The 17,235-nt window shown below is 41.2% G+C and carries 16 protein-coding genes; 4 read left to right on the top strand and 12 right to left on the bottom strand.

Features of this window, described 5'->3' with window-relative positions; all coding sequences use genetic code 11:
• Positions 1–132: 132 nt before the first annotated feature.
• Positions 133–1,290 carry an acyltransferase family protein gene (locus tag WAE59_RS22295; protein WP_337858197.1) on the top strand — a complete coding sequence of 386 codons (1,158 nt, stop codon included), beginning with the start codon at positions 133–135 and terminating at the stop codon, positions 1,288–1,290.
• Here WAE59_RS22295 and WAE59_RS22290 read toward each other — a convergent pair.
• Complete coding sequence (locus tag WAE59_RS22290; RefSeq protein WP_337858206.1) at positions 1,287–2,825, bottom strand: glycoside hydrolase family 10 protein; 1,539 nt, start codon at positions 2,823–2,825, stop codon at positions 1,287–1,289. The genes WAE59_RS22295 and WAE59_RS22290 overlap by 4 nt on opposite strands.
• Positions 2,826–3,015: 190 nt before the next feature.
• Here WAE59_RS22290 and WAE59_RS22285 point away from each other — a divergent pair, with 190 nt between their 5' ends.
• Positions 3,016–3,924, top strand: a complete 909-nt coding sequence (locus WAE59_RS22285) for a hypothetical protein (protein ID WP_337858196.1) — start codon at positions 3,016–3,018, stop codon at positions 3,922–3,924.
• Here the strand turns inward: WAE59_RS22285 and WAE59_RS22280 are convergent.
• The 4 genes from WAE59_RS22280 to WAE59_RS22265 are packed head-to-tail and all read right to left on the bottom strand — an operon-like array spanning position 3,916 to position 9,606.
• Positions 3,916–7,635: a sensor histidine kinase gene (locus WAE59_RS22280; protein WP_337858195.1), complete on the bottom strand. Its 3,720-nt coding sequence runs from the start codon at positions 7,633–7,635 to the stop codon at positions 3,916–3,918. The two genes, WAE59_RS22285 and WAE59_RS22280, sit on opposite strands and share 9 nt — an antisense overlap.
• A gap of 16 nt (positions 7,636–7,651) precedes the next feature.
• A complete protein-coding gene (fabD, locus tag WAE59_RS22275) occupies positions 7,652–8,536 on the bottom strand; it encodes an ACP S-malonyltransferase (protein WP_337858194.1) in 885 nt (294 codons plus the stop codon).
• A gap of 19 nt (positions 8,537–8,555) precedes the next feature.
• Complete coding sequence (gene folE / locus WAE59_RS22270; protein WP_337858193.1) at positions 8,556–9,185, bottom strand: GTP cyclohydrolase I FolE; 630 nt, start codon at positions 9,183–9,185, stop codon at positions 8,556–8,558.
• A gap of 10 nt (positions 9,186–9,195) precedes the next feature.
• A complete protein-coding gene (locus WAE59_RS22265) occupies positions 9,196–9,606 on the bottom strand; it encodes a 6-pyruvoyl trahydropterin synthase family protein (protein WP_337858192.1) in 411 nt (136 codons plus the stop codon).
• Positions 9,607–9,671: 65 nt separating this feature from the next.
• Here WAE59_RS22265 and mqnB point away from each other — a divergent pair, with 65 nt between their 5' ends.
• Together mqnB and WAE59_RS22255 are read left to right on the top strand one after the other, a co-directional pair.
• A complete protein-coding gene (gene mqnB / locus WAE59_RS22260) occupies positions 9,672–10,304 on the top strand; it encodes a futalosine hydrolase (RefSeq protein WP_337858191.1) in 633 nt (210 codons plus the stop codon).
• 34 nt (positions 10,305–10,338) lie between these two features.
• A complete protein-coding gene (locus tag WAE59_RS22255; protein ID WP_337858190.1) occupies positions 10,339–11,178 on the top strand; it encodes a menaquinone biosynthesis family protein in 840 nt (279 codons plus the stop codon).
• On the opposite strand, the gene WAE59_RS22250 is transcribed toward WAE59_RS22255, so the two are convergent.
• The 7 genes from WAE59_RS22250 to WAE59_RS22220 form a co-directional block, all read right to left on the bottom strand.
• The gene (locus tag WAE59_RS22250) at positions 11,175–11,552 is read right to left on the bottom strand and encodes a hypothetical protein (RefSeq protein WP_337858189.1); all 378 of its coding nucleotides are present in this window, start codon (positions 11,550–11,552) and stop codon (positions 11,175–11,177) included. The genes WAE59_RS22255 and WAE59_RS22250 overlap by 4 nt on opposite strands.
• A 4-nt stretch (positions 11,553–11,556) precedes the next feature.
• Positions 11,557–12,789, bottom strand: a complete 1,233-nt coding sequence (locus WAE59_RS22245) for an ABC transporter permease (RefSeq protein WP_337858188.1) — start codon at positions 12,787–12,789, stop codon at positions 11,557–11,559.
• 16 nt (positions 12,790–12,805) lie between these two features.
• Positions 12,806–13,444 (bottom strand): MBL fold metallo-hydrolase, encoded by a 639-nt coding sequence (locus WAE59_RS22240; RefSeq protein ID WP_337858187.1) that lies wholly within the window; start codon positions 13,442–13,444, stop codon positions 12,806–12,808.
• A gap of 1 nt (position 13,445) precedes the next feature.
• Positions 13,446–14,030 (bottom strand): gliding motility lipoprotein GldD, encoded by a 585-nt coding sequence (gene gldD, locus WAE59_RS22235; protein ID WP_337858186.1) that lies wholly within the window; start codon positions 14,028–14,030, stop codon positions 13,446–13,448.
• A 1-nt stretch (position 14,031) separates the two neighbouring features.
• A complete protein-coding gene (locus tag WAE59_RS22230) occupies positions 14,032–14,772 on the bottom strand; it encodes a shikimate dehydrogenase family protein (protein WP_337858185.1) in 741 nt (246 codons plus the stop codon).
• Between the two features lie 26 nt (positions 14,773–14,798).
• Entirely contained in the window at positions 14,799–15,566 is a 768-nt protein-coding gene (locus WAE59_RS22225; protein WP_337858184.1) for a phosphosulfolactate synthase, read from the bottom strand.
• Between the two features lie 71 nt (positions 15,567–15,637).
• Positions 15,638–17,041 (bottom strand): tetratricopeptide repeat protein, encoded by a 1,404-nt coding sequence (locus WAE59_RS22220; protein ID WP_337858183.1) that lies wholly within the window; start codon positions 17,039–17,041, stop codon positions 15,638–15,640.
• Between the last annotated feature and the right edge of the window lie 194 nt (positions 17,042–17,235).

Raw genomic sequence — 17,235 nt, 5'->3', positions numbered from 1 at the left:
AGCACAGGCATATGATAACCTCGGACTCGCAGATTATGAGGCAATGGAGGCATTTGTCAGGTATAAATTTTAGTTATATTTATGATCGCTACTGTCAAGACAGTAGCGATCATAACTTAACCAAAAACCACTATGGCTAGCAGCCCCTTACTAAACCAGACTACCAATCGTGTACTTTCACTCGATTTCTTTCGGGGACTTACTGTAGCCGCGATGATCCTTGTCAACAATCCCGGAGACTGGGCGCACATCTATGCTCCGCTCGAACATGCAGAATGGAATGGATGCACCCCTACCGATCTCATTTTCCCCTTCTTTCTCTTCATTGTAGGGGTATCAATTGTATATGCTATGGGCAGCAGAAAAGTGGATCCAACCCAGCATGGAAAACTCATTCTAAAAGCATTAAAAAGGGCATTCATCCTCTTTGCGCTGGGCTTATTTCTTTCACTCTATCCCAAAATATTTACCAACCCGATGGAAGCCCTCGCGCATGTGCGCATTCCAGGTGTTCTGCAGCGTATCGCGGTGGTCTTTTTTATTTCTGCAGTCTTATTTATCAAATGCTCAGAAAAAACATTGTTCAGACTTATGATCCTCCTCCTGGCGGGATATTGGGTACTGATGAATTTCGTTCCCGTACCTGGCATCGGAGAACCAAATATGGAGAAAGAAACCAGTCTTGCTGCATGGCTGGACCGCAGTATACTTTCCGAAGCTCATTTATGGAAATTGTCCAAAACCTGGGACCCGGAAGGCATTCTGAGCACTATTCCTGCCATTGCCTCTGGCTTATTTGGCATACTGGTGGGCACCCACCTCAAACGTAGAGATCTGGATGCAGCGACTAAAGTCGCCTGGTTATTCTCCACAGGCTGTTTAGCCGTGTTTTTAGGCCTCGCATGGGGCTTACAGTTCCCGATCAACAAATCGTTGTGGACAAGCTCATTTGTATTGTACACAGGAGGTCTTGCTACATTGATGCTGTCCATTTGCTATTGGATCATCGATATACAACAATACAATCGCTTTACTAAGCCTTTTGTCGTTTATGGTGTAAATGCCATTACTGTCTTTTTTCTATCAGGATTGATCCCACGCACATTGGGAATGTTTTCTGTAACAGACAGCAATGGTGAAGAAGTAGGACTTCAGTCCTGGCTATATTCAGGTTTCAGTGAAAATCTATCTCCAGTTAATGCATCTCTAGCCTGGGCAGTTAGCTTCGTTCTTTTCTGGCTGATGATCCTTTGGTTCATGTATGCCAAAAGGATCATCATCAAGGTTTAAGGATTCCTGGTCTGTACCCCGACAGGGCCACTAGGTTCACTTTCATTTTTCAGACGGTCAAGAGCAGTAACAAGGTAATTATAGCGTTTACCTTGTTCTACGCTGGTATCGATGAAGGTAGTAAACTCTTCAAAACTGATCTTTAGAATATTCTTGGCATCCAGTACTGTAATTTCTTCCCCTTCTCCAAAGCGATAAATAACATAACCCGAAGCTGTTTCACCATCTTCTGCTTTTAAGGGCTTTTGCCACCTAAGGTGTACTCCATCCTGCAGGGCATCCGCGGTCAGTAATTGTGGTCTGTTGGGCTCTATATCGTCTAACCAAGGCATTTGAGGTGGTAATGCGGGGTATTTATAAAGGTCATTTCTAAGTGAATCTCCAGCTGCACGTGCTACATTAGAAAAGGATTTTGAACTAAAATACACACTTCCCTGTACCCGGTTATTATTGCGGATATACCGTACCTGTGCTGGGATCTGATCCGGCTCACGCCAGGCCGCTTCCATCTTCTGATTTACAAGGTAAGCTGCCTGTCCAATATATAAATGTCTGCCAAAGCTGTTGTTACTCCACCAGTCGACCAAAGTTCCAAAGGGCGCTGCTTTACGCGTGAAACTGAAATAGACCTGTGGATTAATGTAATCTACCCAGCCTTCTTTCACCCATTTACGCGAATCGGCAAAGAGCTCCGCATAATTGGACAAACCATTAGTAGCGGAACCCTCTGGATCTTCAGTACTGTTCCTCCAGATACCAAAGGGGCTGATTCCAAACTTCACATACTTTTTATAATGATGGATGCTATCATCAAGTTGTTTGATCAGCAGGTCTACATTGTTTCTTCTCCAGTCGTTAATGTTCGTAAACTCATTGGAATATTTACTGAAGGTGGCAGCATCATTGATCCGTTGTCCGGACACCGGGTATGGGTAGAAATAATCATCGAAATGAATCCCATCTACATCGTACCCTTTCACCACATCCAGGATCACCTGTACGATGTACTCCCGTACCTCGGGGATACCGGGATCAAACTGCTTTTTACCCGCATAAGTAAAAAACAGTTCAGGACGCTTTTTGGTCATATGGCTTTCATGTACGATCGCATTTGCACTCATCGTCGCACGATAAGGATTGAACCATGCATGCAGTTCCATGCCCCTGAAATGTGCCTCTTTAATCGCAAAAGCAAGCGGGTCGTATCCCGGGCTGGGCGCTATCCCTTGCTTACCAACCAGCCATTGACTCCATGGCTCTCTGGATTTGCCATAAAACGCATCCGCCGCTGGTCTCACCTGCAACACGATAGCATTCATTCCATTGGCCTTGTGTTGTTCCATCAGGCCGATAAGCTCCTGTTTCTGCTGATCAACAGACAATCCGGGACGCGAAGGCCAATCGATATTAGATACCGTGGCTACCCAAACCCCTCTGAATTCCCGTTTTGGAGCAATTTTTGTTGTGCTCTGGGCGGCTAAGGGTATTGGAAGAACTAGAATAGAGAATAGCGCATAAAGAGTTAGTTTAAGCATCATTTGTGTTGTGTGTGTGTGTGTTTTAACGTTTCATTTGTTGTGATCGGCGGACAGTACAGTCCTCGACTTTAGCAAGTAAACGATTTTTTTCAAAGTCTCATACAAATTGTATGTTTTTTTTACCTTTTGACATATTTTTATTTATGTTCGCCCCTTTGAACCTGGATTTTAAATCAAACCGAAATTAATGTCAGACCACAAAGATTTAGCAAACAAAGGTGACCGTAACAAGATTTATTTCCTGGTGGTGGTGATTGCGGCTTTATTGGGTACGAATGCCTATCTCTTAGTGAAAGATAAACATGAGAACCAGCGTTTTGTAAGCGTAAATACGGAAAAAGACCGTTTAAAACTTGAGGTAGAGAAAATTGAAATAGAACTGGATAAAGCGAACTCATTAAACGTTGCTTTGAGTGAGAAACTAATTAAGGAACAGGAGCTCGCCCGTAAAAAAATTGCAGAACTCAAGCTTGCCTTACAGGATGGAACACTTACAGAGGAACAGCTTGAAAGGGCACAGGATGAAGTGAAAGAGCTTCGTGTCTTCGTAAAGAATTACAATGAAAGTATCATTCGTCTGGAAAGGGAAAATTTAAATCTAAAATCAGAAATGGACAGCCTGAAGGTATCCGCTGAAGCCGCAGCGCAAAGGGCTGCCGAACTGGAGAAAAAGAATTCCGAACTGGACGCACGTGTGAAAACAAGCGCGGCCTTAAAAGCCAGTAATGTGAGCATTACTGCATACCGCGTAAAAAGTAGCGGTAGAAACATAGAAGTGACAAAGGCAAGTACGGCAAAAAAGTTAAGTGTGCATTTTGAGATTGTACCCAATCAGCTGGCAAAAAAAGACTACCATAAAATCTATCTGCGTGTTTTCGATCCGGCGGGCAATCTGATTGCCAATGAAAACAATATGTTCGAAGCTGACGGACAGGAAATGCAGTTCAGCTCTTCTACATCAATCTCCTATAACGATGATAACACAGCTTATACAATGGACTGGATCAATCCCAATCCTTTTATAAAAGGCAACTATGCCATCATTCTTTATGCGGACGGCTATACCATGGGTCGTTCTTCTATAACCCTAAGATAAAGGGAAACTCAAATAAAAGGTAGTGCCTATCTCCGCAAAAGATTTAAATTCTACAGTTCCCCCTGCATTTTCTACTGCCTGCTTTACAAAAGCTAATCCCAAGCCCGTACCAGAAGACTTAGTTGTAAAATTAGGTACAAAGATTTTATCCTGTAGTGCTACATCAATCCCTTTTCCATTGTCCTCCACTTCAATAAAAACCCGCTCCTTGTCATTGACCATAGTGATGTTCACAAAACATTTCTCATTGCTCACAGCAGCCTCGATGGCATTCTTAAACAGATTGTTGAACGTTCGCAACAATTGATCCTTATCGCCCAGAATCATAACCTCAACCTTCGTTCTGTCGAAGATCGTAATCTCAACCCCGTCAGTATTGGTAAATACATTCCTTGCCTGTTCGATAATGGGCAACAGCAGCAACTGCTCCAGTTTAGTATCAGGCATCTTGGCAAAATTAGAAAATTCGGAAGCAATCGTGGAGAGGCTGTCAATTTGCTCAATGAATGACTTATTGAAGCGTTCAAACTTCTTTTCAAAATTCGGATCTTTTTCCTTCCAGGACTTCTCTAAAAGCTGTACACCCAACTTCAATGGAGTAAGTGGGTTTTTAATCTCATGCGCTACTTGTTTCGCCATCTCCCTCCAGGCACTTTCGCGCTCAGAGCGGGCCAATTTCACAGCACTTTCATCGAGCGCAGCGATCATCTTATTATATTCCTTGATCAAGGATCCAATTTCATCGTGTCGGGACCATACAATCGGCTGGTTTTTTTGTCCCCATTTTGTTTTTTTAATGCTGTCCTGGATGAAGGTAAGCGGACTTGTGATTTGATTGGCGAGAAAAACAGCGAGAATTCCTATCGCAACAAATACAAGGGCGTAAATATTAATTAAGGTGTTGATAAAGACACCTATCCTATTCTGATAGTCTGCTTCATTCGCATAGTATGGGACACCTAGATAAGCTATGGTCTGATTTTGTGAATTTCGAATTGGTGCATAGGCAGAAGAATATATAAATGACCCAATCCTTTCATTCGAATTGATAAACTCTGAGCGCTGTAACTGGTGCAGATTGAGATAGGCTTCTGAATCCATACGTTTGGCCATGATACCAAGATCATACATTTTGGGCAGGGAACTGAACAACAATTTACCCTCTTTATCAAAAAGATTGAGATAAGCCGCATTGATATCCGCAAACTGATTAAAATCATTCACGGCCTTATCTGTCTGGTCTGGTACTCCTGTCTCCAGTATTTGTTTTTCATAAGAGCGCTGTACTTTACGTATCTTTTCTTTGATATAGTCCTGTTGCTGTTTACGATACTCATCCCGAATATAAAAGTAAGTAATCCAGCCTACGATTAATAGTGTGGCGACTACAGATAACACGATCGAAAACTGAATCCTGGTCTTGTATAGGATCTTATTTGCATTGATCATCAATGATCGATTGATATTAAACCAGCCACCCCAGCTTTCATCTATATTCTTAAGTAGCCAAATAAGGGTATACAATGAAATGGAGAAAACTATAAACACCAGGAAAAAGAAAGACAAAGTAGCTAACTTAATTACAAAAGAAACATCAGCCTTGCTGACGATGATAACTTTAGAGGAGCCCGGGGAGTATACCAAATGGGTATAATCCAAACTATCTGTAAAGAAGTGCGTCTGAACTTTCCCCTCTGTAAACTCATCGCTCGAAAGCCGGTAAGTATACTTCCCTGACTGGTTCTCCAGGTTTCCGTCTTTATAAAAAGCGATAGAATAATTACTGTAATCATCATCACTCTTGATTGTACCGTCGACCAGTACTTCAGGCAATAAACCCTTATAGTTGTAGGGTTGAGATTTCAACTCAATCACCAAAGTACCAAGGATCCTCTGGTCTTCAAATATAGGGATGATCCCAAAATAGTTCTGATATCCGAATGTGTCATTTATCCGGTAAAAGTAATTAGACTCGGAAGCCTTTACAGAACCAGATTGTACTAAGCCCTTAAAATAACTCAGTGGAACATTTTCCTTACCAGTGATAGAAGAATCAAGGTTGTTATACTGATAGATGCTGTATTCAAAGCGTGGCAGATACCTGTTGAGGTATTTCTTATCAATGTTCTTTTGCAATTCCGCCGCACTGCTCAGCGCGGGATGTTTAAAGAAATTCTGGACAAATTTATTATACTGTATATCCCGCTCTAAGTTTTCGATCACACCTATTACTGTAAAATCATCAGTAGAGACCAGTTTTTGCGCGATGCTCTGGCGGTTGAACTTTTCCTTCGTGTCTATAAACCTCAGGTATTTGACTGAAGATATAAAAGCAAGACAGAAGAACAATGCTGCAAATATTGTGATGGAAAAGCTGTTTTTCCGTATGTAAAAATTCCAACCTATAATCAGAATAAACAGCGCATAGGCTACAAAAAAGAAATTAAAGCCTTCGTCCAGCCTATAGATAAAATATGCAAAGAAAGCAGCCAGAAACAGCAATAAGCGCTCTTTATTGGTTACGTTTAGCTGCAAGGTCTGCTGCATAAATATATTGGCTACAATATAGATATTGAACCATACCAGGCAGAGTATAATGATACTGATCCAGGTGATCCAGCCCAGGTTTACAATATTAGTGATGTCAAAATTGATCTTGGAATTGATGATCAGGCCAAGAAATACCTGATCGAAGAGAATAGCAATTGCACCGAAAACGAGCAATAGTAAAACATGGATCAGGAAACCCATGAAACGGCTTCCAGAAAGCCAGGATGGAAGTCTATATTGATCGTTATATGTGTAAATAAACAACATGACCCAGGTTAAAGCAATCACATTGAGCAAAAAATCGCCCAGTGAGGGCATGAAGAAACTTGCTGCGTAAATCTTTGGACTAAATATCAAAAGGTTAAATTGCTGATTGAACCATCCATATTCCAGATCAGTAATTCTGATGGTCAGGAAAAAGAGGGTAATCAAAATCGTAGCCACCACAAGGTCCCCCCGTTTGGCCAGCCAGGAACAGAAGGAATTGAAAAAAAGGCAGAAGCTAAAGAGGCCAATGATCCAAAGCCAAATTTCTATAGCGGAATATATACTGGTAGAATAACCAGGCTTCAATTTCACCTCAAAAAGCAATTTTCCATCGAGGTCGGTAATACCGTGAACCTCCGGATCGGTAAAATTGGCTAACGATAGTGAGTTGGCATCAGATAAGGTACGGGAGATGTCACTATCTAAATATTGATTCTCAATACCGTATTGGTTCTTAACCTCGATTAGAAAAATATAACTGCGGTTGCCTGCTGTTTTTTTTACAACTTCATAATATCCATTGATGATTTTAGAAAAAGAGATTCCTTCCGGAAGGGATTCCGGATCAAGGGGAATGGTCTTAATCGAACTCCAGAACTTCAGCTGTCCATCCCGGTAGGTTAGGATGTTAATCCCTTTAGGGCAGTAGGCTTTGATAAAATTTAACCCATAATCTTCATTAAGGTGAAATTGATTGGCCTGTTGCACCTTAATGGAATCGGCCAAGAAGTCACGGACAGTTTTTTCATTGAGGTGAAGGCTTTCCTGAAGCTTACGGGCTTCATGGCTAAGCAGTTCCTTTTTTGTGATCGAATGCTTCAGCGACAAGGCTGTAACAATGCAGCAGGCACCCAATAACAACAAAAGAAACCTTATCTTACCTCCTATACTCACGATTATGGGTTTAGTATTATATTGCTGTAGTCGCAGAACTGGTCTGCACTTCTCTGCTTACTTTCTTAACAAGTCCCTGCAAAACGTTTCCCGGACCGACTTCTACAAACTCATCAGCCCCATCTGCGATCATCTGTTCGATGGTCTGAGTCCATTTCACTGCGCCGGTCAGTTGTGTAATTAAATTTACTTTTATTTTTGCCGGATCTGTATTTGGTACCGGGTCTACATTTTGATAAATTGGACAAACAGGAGGTAGAATGCTTACATTTTCGATTGCTTGCTGAAGCTCCAGACGCGCCGGTTCCATCAGGGGAGAATGGAAGGCACCGCCTACATTCAACTTTAATGCACGTTTAGCTCCCGCCGCAGTCAGTTGCTGGCAAGCAAGATCTACACCTTCAATACTCCCGGAAATGACAATCTGGCCCGGGCAATTGTAATTGGCAGCGACGACCACTTCCTCGATACCATTACAGATGTTTTCTACAACGTCATTGGCAAGACCTAGAATAGCGGCCATAGTAGATGGCTGTAGTTCACAGGCTTTTTGCATGGCATTCGCCCTGGCAATAACCAATTTCAAGCCATCTTCAAACGAAAGTGCGTTGGCAGCCACCAGCGCAGAAAATTCACCAAGAGAATGTCCAGCTACCATATCCGGTTTAAAAGCTTCACCAAGTGTCTTCGCCAGGATCACAGAATGCAGGAAGATTGCAGGCTGTGTCACTTTCGTTTCTTTAAGTTCTTCATCGCTACCACCAAACATGATGTCACTGATGCGGAAACCGATGATTTCATTCGCTTGTTCAAATAAGGCCTTAGCCTCAGTATTCTCGTACAATTCCTTACCCATTCCTGAGAATTGCGCTCCTTGTCCTGGAAATATATATGCTTTCATTTTTTTATTGTTTGGTCTCTTAATGTAAGTTGGCGGTGATCAGTCTCAAAAACTCGGCCCTTGTTTTATCTTTCGCAAATTCTCCTGTAAATGCAGAGGTAGTGGTCACAGAATTCTGTTTTTGAATACCACGCATTGCCATGCAAAGGTGTTTACATTCAATCACAACTGCTACACCAGTAGGATTCAGTGTATCCTGAATACAATCTCTGATCTCATTAGTTAGCCGCTCCTGCACCTGCAGACGACGGGCAAAAGCATCCACTATTCTTGGGATCTTACTCAGCCCAACGATATGTCCGTTGGGAATATAGGCCACATGTGCTTTACCGAAAAATGGCAGCATATGATGCTCACACATAGAGAATACTTCGATATCCTTAACGACTACCATCTGGCTGTAATCTTCCTTAAACATCGCTCCCCGTAAAATTTCTGCAGGATTGAGATCATATCCGTGCGTCAGGTATTGAAGGGCTTTAGCTACGCGCTCAGGTGTCTTTACCAATCCCTCGCGCTCAGGGTCTTCGCCCAACTGTCCTAAAATATCTTTATAATGATCTGCTACAGAAGCAATTTTTTGTTCATTGTAACGGTCTATTTTAATATAGCCGTTTTCCTGCTCGTCGAAATGGTTATAATTGTCCATGTTTTTGAGGTTAACCGAGGTATTCAACAAAGTTGTTTTCGGTCTCGTAAATTTTAATGCTGTGTAATAAAGCTCCGGACTCGGCAATCAGGTCATATAATTCCTTCCAGATGGCGATAGCCAGATTTTCAGTAGAGGCCAACTTGTCTTTCATGAAATCTACATCCAGGTTCAGGTTTTTGTGATCTATCTTGTCGACTACCGCAGTATTAATAACATCCTTAAGCCATTTCAGGTCCACCAGAAATCCGGTTTCAGGATTTACTTCGCCCTTAACCGTAACGTACAACTGATAGTTATGACCGTGCCAGTTTGGGTTCGCACACTTGCCGTAGACGGCCGCATTTTCATCTTCAGTCCAGTCCGGACGAGATAGTTTATGGGCTGCGTTAAATGATGCTTTTCTAGTTATGTATATCATTTATATAAGGTTAATGTTAGTGATATGGCCGCAAATATACACAGAAATAACTAACTTAGTTGTCGATGAAACCCCTGATTATAGCCGCGACCTGGCCCGAAATTGCCCCTTTAGCTGCACATTTTCGCCTTCAGGAACAAGAGATGTGGAGCACTCCTGATTTCGACCTGCTCATCAGCGGAGTGGGCATGACTGCAACTGCCTTTGCGTTGGGCCGACATCTTTCACCAAAATACAACCTTGTGCTTAATCTCGGCATCGCAGGTAGCTTTAAACCTGCACTTTCCTTAGGTGAAGTAGTCAATGTTGTACAGGATGAATTTGCAGAGTTAGGTGCAGAAGATGGGGATGCATTCTTAAACATCGATATGCTCGGTTTTGGAACATCGACCTATACCGCTTTTAATAATATATTGAATGAGGAGCTAACCCATTTACCTAGAGTAAAGGGCATTACTGTAAATACAACACACGGAAACGACATCGCGATTGCAAAAGTAATTGAAAGGCTACAGCCGGACACTGAAAGTATGGAAGGAGCGGCAGTTCTATATTCCTGTCAACAGACGTCAAATCCCTGTTTACAGATCAGGGCCATCTCCAACTATGTGGAGCGCCGCAACAGGGATAATTGGAAAATTGGTCTTGCCATCAAAAACCTCAATGACTGGGCGATCAGATTTTTGACAAATGCTTAACGAAAGGGCTTCACTCCTTTCCTATCTTTGAAACATGAAACTTAGCCTTGGATTTTCACCTTGTCCCAATGACACTTTTATATTTGATGCCCTTATTCACCATAAGATCGACACCGAAGGTATGGAATTTGAAGTATTTTTTGACGACGTAGAAACCCTCAATCAAAAAGCGTTTCGTGCTGAACTTGACATCAGCAAATTGAGCTTTCATGCATTTGCTTACGTCTATGAACAGTATGCACTACTTGATGCAGGTAGTGCATTAGGTTTTGGTGTAGGCCCAATGTTGATCAGCAAACGAACTGACCTGAATGCGGAAAAACTCGACTCCGGACTTAAAGTTGGCATACCAGGAAAATATACTACTGCCAATTTTCTGTTGGGGATTGCATACCCTCACCTGCTGCAAAAAGTAGAAATTGTATTCTCAGACATCGAAAATGCATTATTGGAAGACCGCATTGATCTGGGTCTTATCATCCATGAAAACAGATTTACTTATTCTGAAAAAGGTCTCAATAAGGTCATAGACTTGGGTAGTTACTGGGAAAAATATACCGGATGTGCAATTCCATTAGGAGGTATTGTCATCAACCGCAGGCTCGACAGGAGTATACAAGAAAAAGTGAACCGCTTGATCCGGAAATCCGTAGCTTATGCATTTGACAATCCAAAATCAGGAATCGAATTCATTAGGCAACATGCGCAGGAAATGAGTGAAGAAGTGATGTATAAGCACATCGATCTATATGTCAATCAATACTCACTTGACCATGGAATAGAAGGGAGAAAAGCGATAGATGTTATGTTCAAACTGGCGCAAGAAAAAGGCATCATCAGCCCTATTACTAAAAACATCTATCTCCTGCCTTAATTACAAGGCCCCTCAGGTATCTCTTTTGTGATTTTCAGTAATTTTGTCACGACCAGAGTAGAGTCGAAGTCAGCTGATACAATCAGACTGTCAGATTTAATCAAATGTCCCTCCACTTCTATGTAGACCGGCTCGTAAGGTTTCTCGAAATTGAAGTTGCTGTAAGCCAGCTCAAGTGTTTTGGCACTATCAGCCACCCAGTACTCCCTTCCCTCCTCACAATCAGTAAAAGACTTGATTTCAGGACCGTAGCTATATAACCCCTTAACTACCCTGGTAGCTCTTTTTTCATCCTTGCCAGTATCACCATTGCAAGCGAGTAAGGCTATTGCTAAGGCAAAAAATAAAATGACAGGTTTACTAAATAGATTCATATAATTAAAGATCATGATTTAAATGGTTGATTTTCTTAACACTCAAATTAGATGACAAAGCTGATGCCATAAAAGAAAAAACACCAACAGTTAAAAACACAAGAACGAAATCCTTCCACTTGAAACCGACAGGATAAGAACTGGTAATCAACAGATTGTCCTGAGACATCTTCACAAAACCGAAGTGCTGTTGCAACAAACAAAATATAAATCCTACGATAAGACCGGCGATACAACCTGTCATGGTGATCATCATTCCCTCAAAAAGAAAAATTCGTTTAATCAGCGTCCTTCCTGCGCCCAAGCTACTTAGAACAGCAATGTCCTTTATTTTATCAATAACCAGCATGGTCAGGGAACCAATAATATTGAAAATAGCAATGATCAGTATAAATGTAAGAATGATATATACCGCCCATTTTTCACTGCCAAGGATGTTATACAATACACTATTTTGCTGTATCCTGTCTCTGACCTGAAAAGCAACTCCAATGCTCGCCTCTAAATCCTCCTTGAACTTGTCAGCATTTATTCCCGGTTTCAGGTTCAGTTCAATAGCAGATATCTTTTCTGGTTCAGCCAGCAATTCCCGGGCAAACTTTAGCGGCACAATCGCTATGTTATCAAAATCCTGCTGCACTTCAAACACACCAGACACAGGGATAGATAAAATGGTAAAGTCATCACCTGGATTGATAGATCTTAGCTTAGCACCCTTCTTTGGTGAAAAAACCTGCAACTGATTAAAAGGATCTGTGGTATTTACCATCAGGTAAGTCTGGATGGCAGAGCCTATAACCGCATTGCTTCCATATTTATTTTCCAGTATAAAGCTACCATCTATCGTGATGCTGTCCAGACTTTTGTTTTTAAGGTAATCTTCGCTGACTCCCTTAATCAATCCAACAGACTGTTTGTCATTGTACCTGAGCAAAGCATTTTCAGAAAGTACCTCAGTGTAGGAATAAATATCTTTGTTTTTTTTTAAAGTCTCGAAATAAGCTGTATTTGGATTAAAAGTTTTGCCTTCCAATGGAGAAATTACAATCTGCGGAGTAATGGTGTTGAACATCTTGAGCACGACCTCCTCGAATCCATTAAAAACAGAAAGTATGATGATCAGCGCAGCGCTGCCGACAAACACTCCCAATACCGAAATGGCAGAGATGATGTTGATTGCATTGGTTGATTTTTTTGCAAAAAGATACCGGCGCGCTATGTAAAAGGCTGTATTCAATTTATCTTGCTAAGTATTACTGTAAAAATGGGTTGTGGAGCTTTTCAAAGCCAATGCTCGTTGAGGGGCCATGTCCAGGATGTACTTCACAGTGATCTGGCAATATAAACAAGTTATTTTTGATATTGTTGATCAACTGGGTATGATTTCCACCTGGAAGATCTGTACGCCCAATGCTATTGTAGAATAAGACGTCTCCTCCTATCAGGAAATGATCTGCTTCAGCATAGAAGCACAAGTGTGCTGGTGAGTGTCCAGGAGCAAAGATGAGTTCCAAACGACTATGACCAAATTCCACATGTCCGGTTTCTGATAAAAAAACCTCTGGCTCGGGAGATAACTCGTAATGAAGCCCCATTTGTGGTGCATATCCCGGAATTGACTGAAGTACGATCAGTTCCCCTCTATGAAACTGTGGCTTTAACCCCCAGGTATCGTAGACAAATTTATTTCCAAATACATGATCGTAGTGACAGTGCGTATTCAGAAGCAGTACCGGTTTCAATTGGTTCTTTTTGATAAAACCTACAAGTTCATTCTGCTCATCACCATCGTACATTCCCGGATCAATGATGACACATTCGCTGCTTTCATCGTAGAGAACGTAAGTATTTTCCCTGATGGGGTTAAAAGTAAATTTATGTATGCTAATCATATCAATGGTTTTTCCATTTAAAAGTACTGATCATTTTATCAATATCCCGTTTAATGAAGTCTAATACAGGAGCAATAGAATCATATTTTGGCCTTTCATTGAAGTATAATGCAGCTCTGAAATAGTGCTTTGCACTGTCTGTAAGAAAAAACTGCACCGATGATGCGGTATTGCCATCTATCGCATAATATATGCCATACACTTTATTTCTTGGATAATTGATCATTTTCTGGTCAATCGCATTTGCTTTTACAGTATGCTTAAAGGCTAAAGTTCTGGCGTCTTCAACCAAGCCTTCAAATTCGTGTTTGGAACTAATGTCATAGTAGGTCAGGTGCAAGCGACCATTGAACTGCGGAAAAGCCATATTATACCAGCAATCCTGGTACTCAACGCCATCATCTGCCAGCATTTTAGCATATTCCGGATATTCAAAAGAAAAAGCACAACCGTCAAAAGTCCGATAAGTTTTCCTGGGTAATTCGATATGGAAATAGCCTCTGGGTTTGGGTGAATAATTATTCCCCCCACATGCAGATAGTAAAAGTAAAAGAATACAAAAAGAAAACGAACCCGAACCTTTCATCCTAACTATTCCAAATGAACCAGGAACGCTCAGCCTGCAGATACAGCATTTCCATGCCATTTTTTACCATTGCCCCACGCGCTGCGGCATTCTTCAAAAAAGTCGTTTCTTCTGGATTATACACCAGGTCGTAGACCAGGTGTTGTGTTGTTAATTCTCCATAGGGAATATCGGGACAGCTGGAGATATCTGGCGACATACCAAGAGGTGTCGTATTGATCAGCACAGTATATTCCCGTAACAGTTCAGGCCTTAGTTCTGCATAGCTTAAATTAGGTGATTTTGCGTTTCTGCTCAACACCAAATAAGGAATATTTAATTTTTTCAGTACATATTTTACTGCTTTTGCAGCTCCACCATCTCCTAATACCAAAGCTTTGGTATGATGTGGCTTCAATAATGGACTGATGGAAGCCTCAAAACCGTAAGCATCAGTATTAAACCCCTTTAATTTTCTATCCGATCCATTTCTACTGATTTTAATACAGTTCACAGCACCGATTTCAGCTGCTGCTTCATCAATTTCCTGCAATAGCGGCAAGACCTGCAATTTATAGGGAATCGTCACATTAATCCCTTCGAGTTCAGGATCGTCCAACAAAGGCCCAATAAGTTCTATACCGACAATAGGGTAAAGTTCATAGGTACAATCGCCGATCTGCTCATCCCTGAACTTTTCACTAAAAAATTTCTTGGAAAAAGAATGTGATAATGGATAACCGATTAGACCAAATTTTCTCATTTAAATGAAATCAGGGTGAGTTTAGACTACTTAACCATATTCAGAAAGTGATCGAAAGTGTCACCCCTTAGTCCAAGGCGAATTGTTTCCAAAGGAATAACTTCTGCCGGAGCTATATTTCCTAAATTTACATTAGAACCCAGCAATTTGATAAACCAAACCTGCTGTTCTTTCTGCGGCGCTTCCCAGATGATCGTTTCTTCAGGTATCTGCGTTAATATCTCATCGACCAAACCTTCCCGCACTTCGCCGGAGCCCCTGTAAATACCCACATTGCCCCCTTCTCTCGCTTCTGCAATTACTTTCCATGATCCTGCATCGATTTCCGCCTGCATTAGCTTAATCCATTTATAGGGAGCAAATATTTTTGCCGCATCTTTCGAACCTACTTCAGAAATTACGGTGACCTGTTTGGATAGCTTTTGTATAAATTCACATTTAAGATCATGTTCTATCGTAATAGAACCATCTGACACCTCCACATATTCCATCCCAAACTGATCCAAAACACGACAATAATCATCAAATTGGTTCCGGATGATGAATGCTTCAAACAAAGTACCACCAAAGTAGGTAGGAAGTCCGGCAGATTTATAAATCGCCAGTTTCTCCTTTAGATTTGGGGTTACGAACGAAGTAGCCCAGCCTAATTTTACGATATCAGTATGTACACCGGCAACATCAATAAAGTCTTCTGTTTGCCTCAAGCTCAGTCCTTTATCCATAACCATTGTAATACCCTTATTGCGGGGCTTTACAGGTCTTTCAGGGATATTATTTAATGGGTAATTCATATTGGTCACAAAGGTGAAAAAAAAACGGACAGTTTTCATCAGAGATGTCTAATAAAAACTGTCTGTCTCTTTTATTTTATATAACGGTTGATCACTTCAAGTATGGAACCGTTCTCCTGAAGCTGAGGCAAATATTCAAATAAAATATAATGTTTTGTCGGGTCGGTGGCCAATGCGGTCTCCAAATAGAGCAGCGCATCATTTTTTTCTCCCATAGCAAACAAATAAGCGACCATGCGATAGTAAAGTTCTGCTGCATCCGGATTATTCTTAATCGCATCAGACATCGTCTCAGAAGCTTCAAGCAATTTACCCTGTTCGTACAATACCGTGGAGAAATCTAACCAGGCTTCTACATCAAGAGGATTGTATTCCAATACTTTATAATAGGCTTCTACCGATTGATCAATCTGACCCAATTTGTAGTGTGCATCTGCCATGGCAAACCAGAAATCAGGATTTTCAGCATCCAGCTCTATGGCTTTTTTATAAAAATGTAAGGATTCAAAATAGCGCTCCTCAAAATTTAATGTTACTCCTATTCCAAACCAACCGTCAGCCATCTTTGGATCCATCTTTACAGATTTCTTATAATAAGATCTAGCCTCATCCATCTGTTCCAGTTTCTCATAGCACTCTCCTATTGCACAATAGGTATCCGCATTAGGTTTCTCGTATTCGAAGGTTTGCTTATAAACGTCTATAGCTTCCGCAAAACGATCCAGTTGAACCAAGGCGTTACCCTTATTGTAATATGCAGAGGCAAAATTATCTTTAATCAGGATCGCGTAATCGTAAGCATCAATTGCTTTCTCAAAAAGATCCAGCTTGTGATAAGAATTCGCAAGGTTATACCATGCCGCGTAGGAATATGGGTCATTATCAATATACTCCTGATAAAACTTAATGCTTTCTTCCTGCTTATCGAGTATATCATAGCAAAAGGCCAGCTCATACAGACCGTCCTTGTTTTCCATATTCTGCTCTAAACTCTGCTTGATATACACAATCGCATGCTCATAATCCAGCATATTCTGGTATACATATGCGATCTGAAGCAGAATTTCATCCGTAGTTTCGGCAAAACCAAGTGCGATCTGAAAATTATCCAATGCCTCACTGTAACGTTCCAGACTGTTGTAGATATTACCCCTCAGGATATAGATCTCAGCTTCCGAAGCCTCTAACATTTCCGCTTTTTGCAATGCGAGAAAAGCACGTTCCACCTGATCCGTTACAAAAAACAATTGTGCTTGTTTCACCAAAAATACCGCAGCATATGGATGCTGGCTCAGGGCATACTCTATTACCTGGAGGGCCTTAACCGGATCGCTCTTCTCAATGTAATAATCAATAATGTTCTCGAAAGCCTGCGCATCGAAAAAGTATTGATCCTGATTGCGTATCATCTCCTCGTAGCGCTCGACTGATCGTTGCGCATCATCACTAAAATCAAAATAAAATTCCTCTTCCATGTATCGAATAATTAAAGAACAGATCCCTGTGTTAAAAAATACAATATAAGTTTACAACAAATAATGGGTCAAACCATCATTTAATTTTCCACATACAAACACCCTCAACCCTAAACAACTGATTATAAATCAACTGAAAAGCGAATACAAAGAAAAGCAATTTAAATTAGCTAAGGGTAATCGGGAGGTCAAGT

The sequence above is a fragment of the Pedobacter sp. GR22-6 genome, from assembly GCF_037402555.1.
GTDB lineage: Bacteria > Bacteroidota > Bacteroidia > Sphingobacteriales > Sphingobacteriaceae > Pedobacter.
This window is presented reverse-complemented; position numbering and strand designations above follow the sequence as displayed.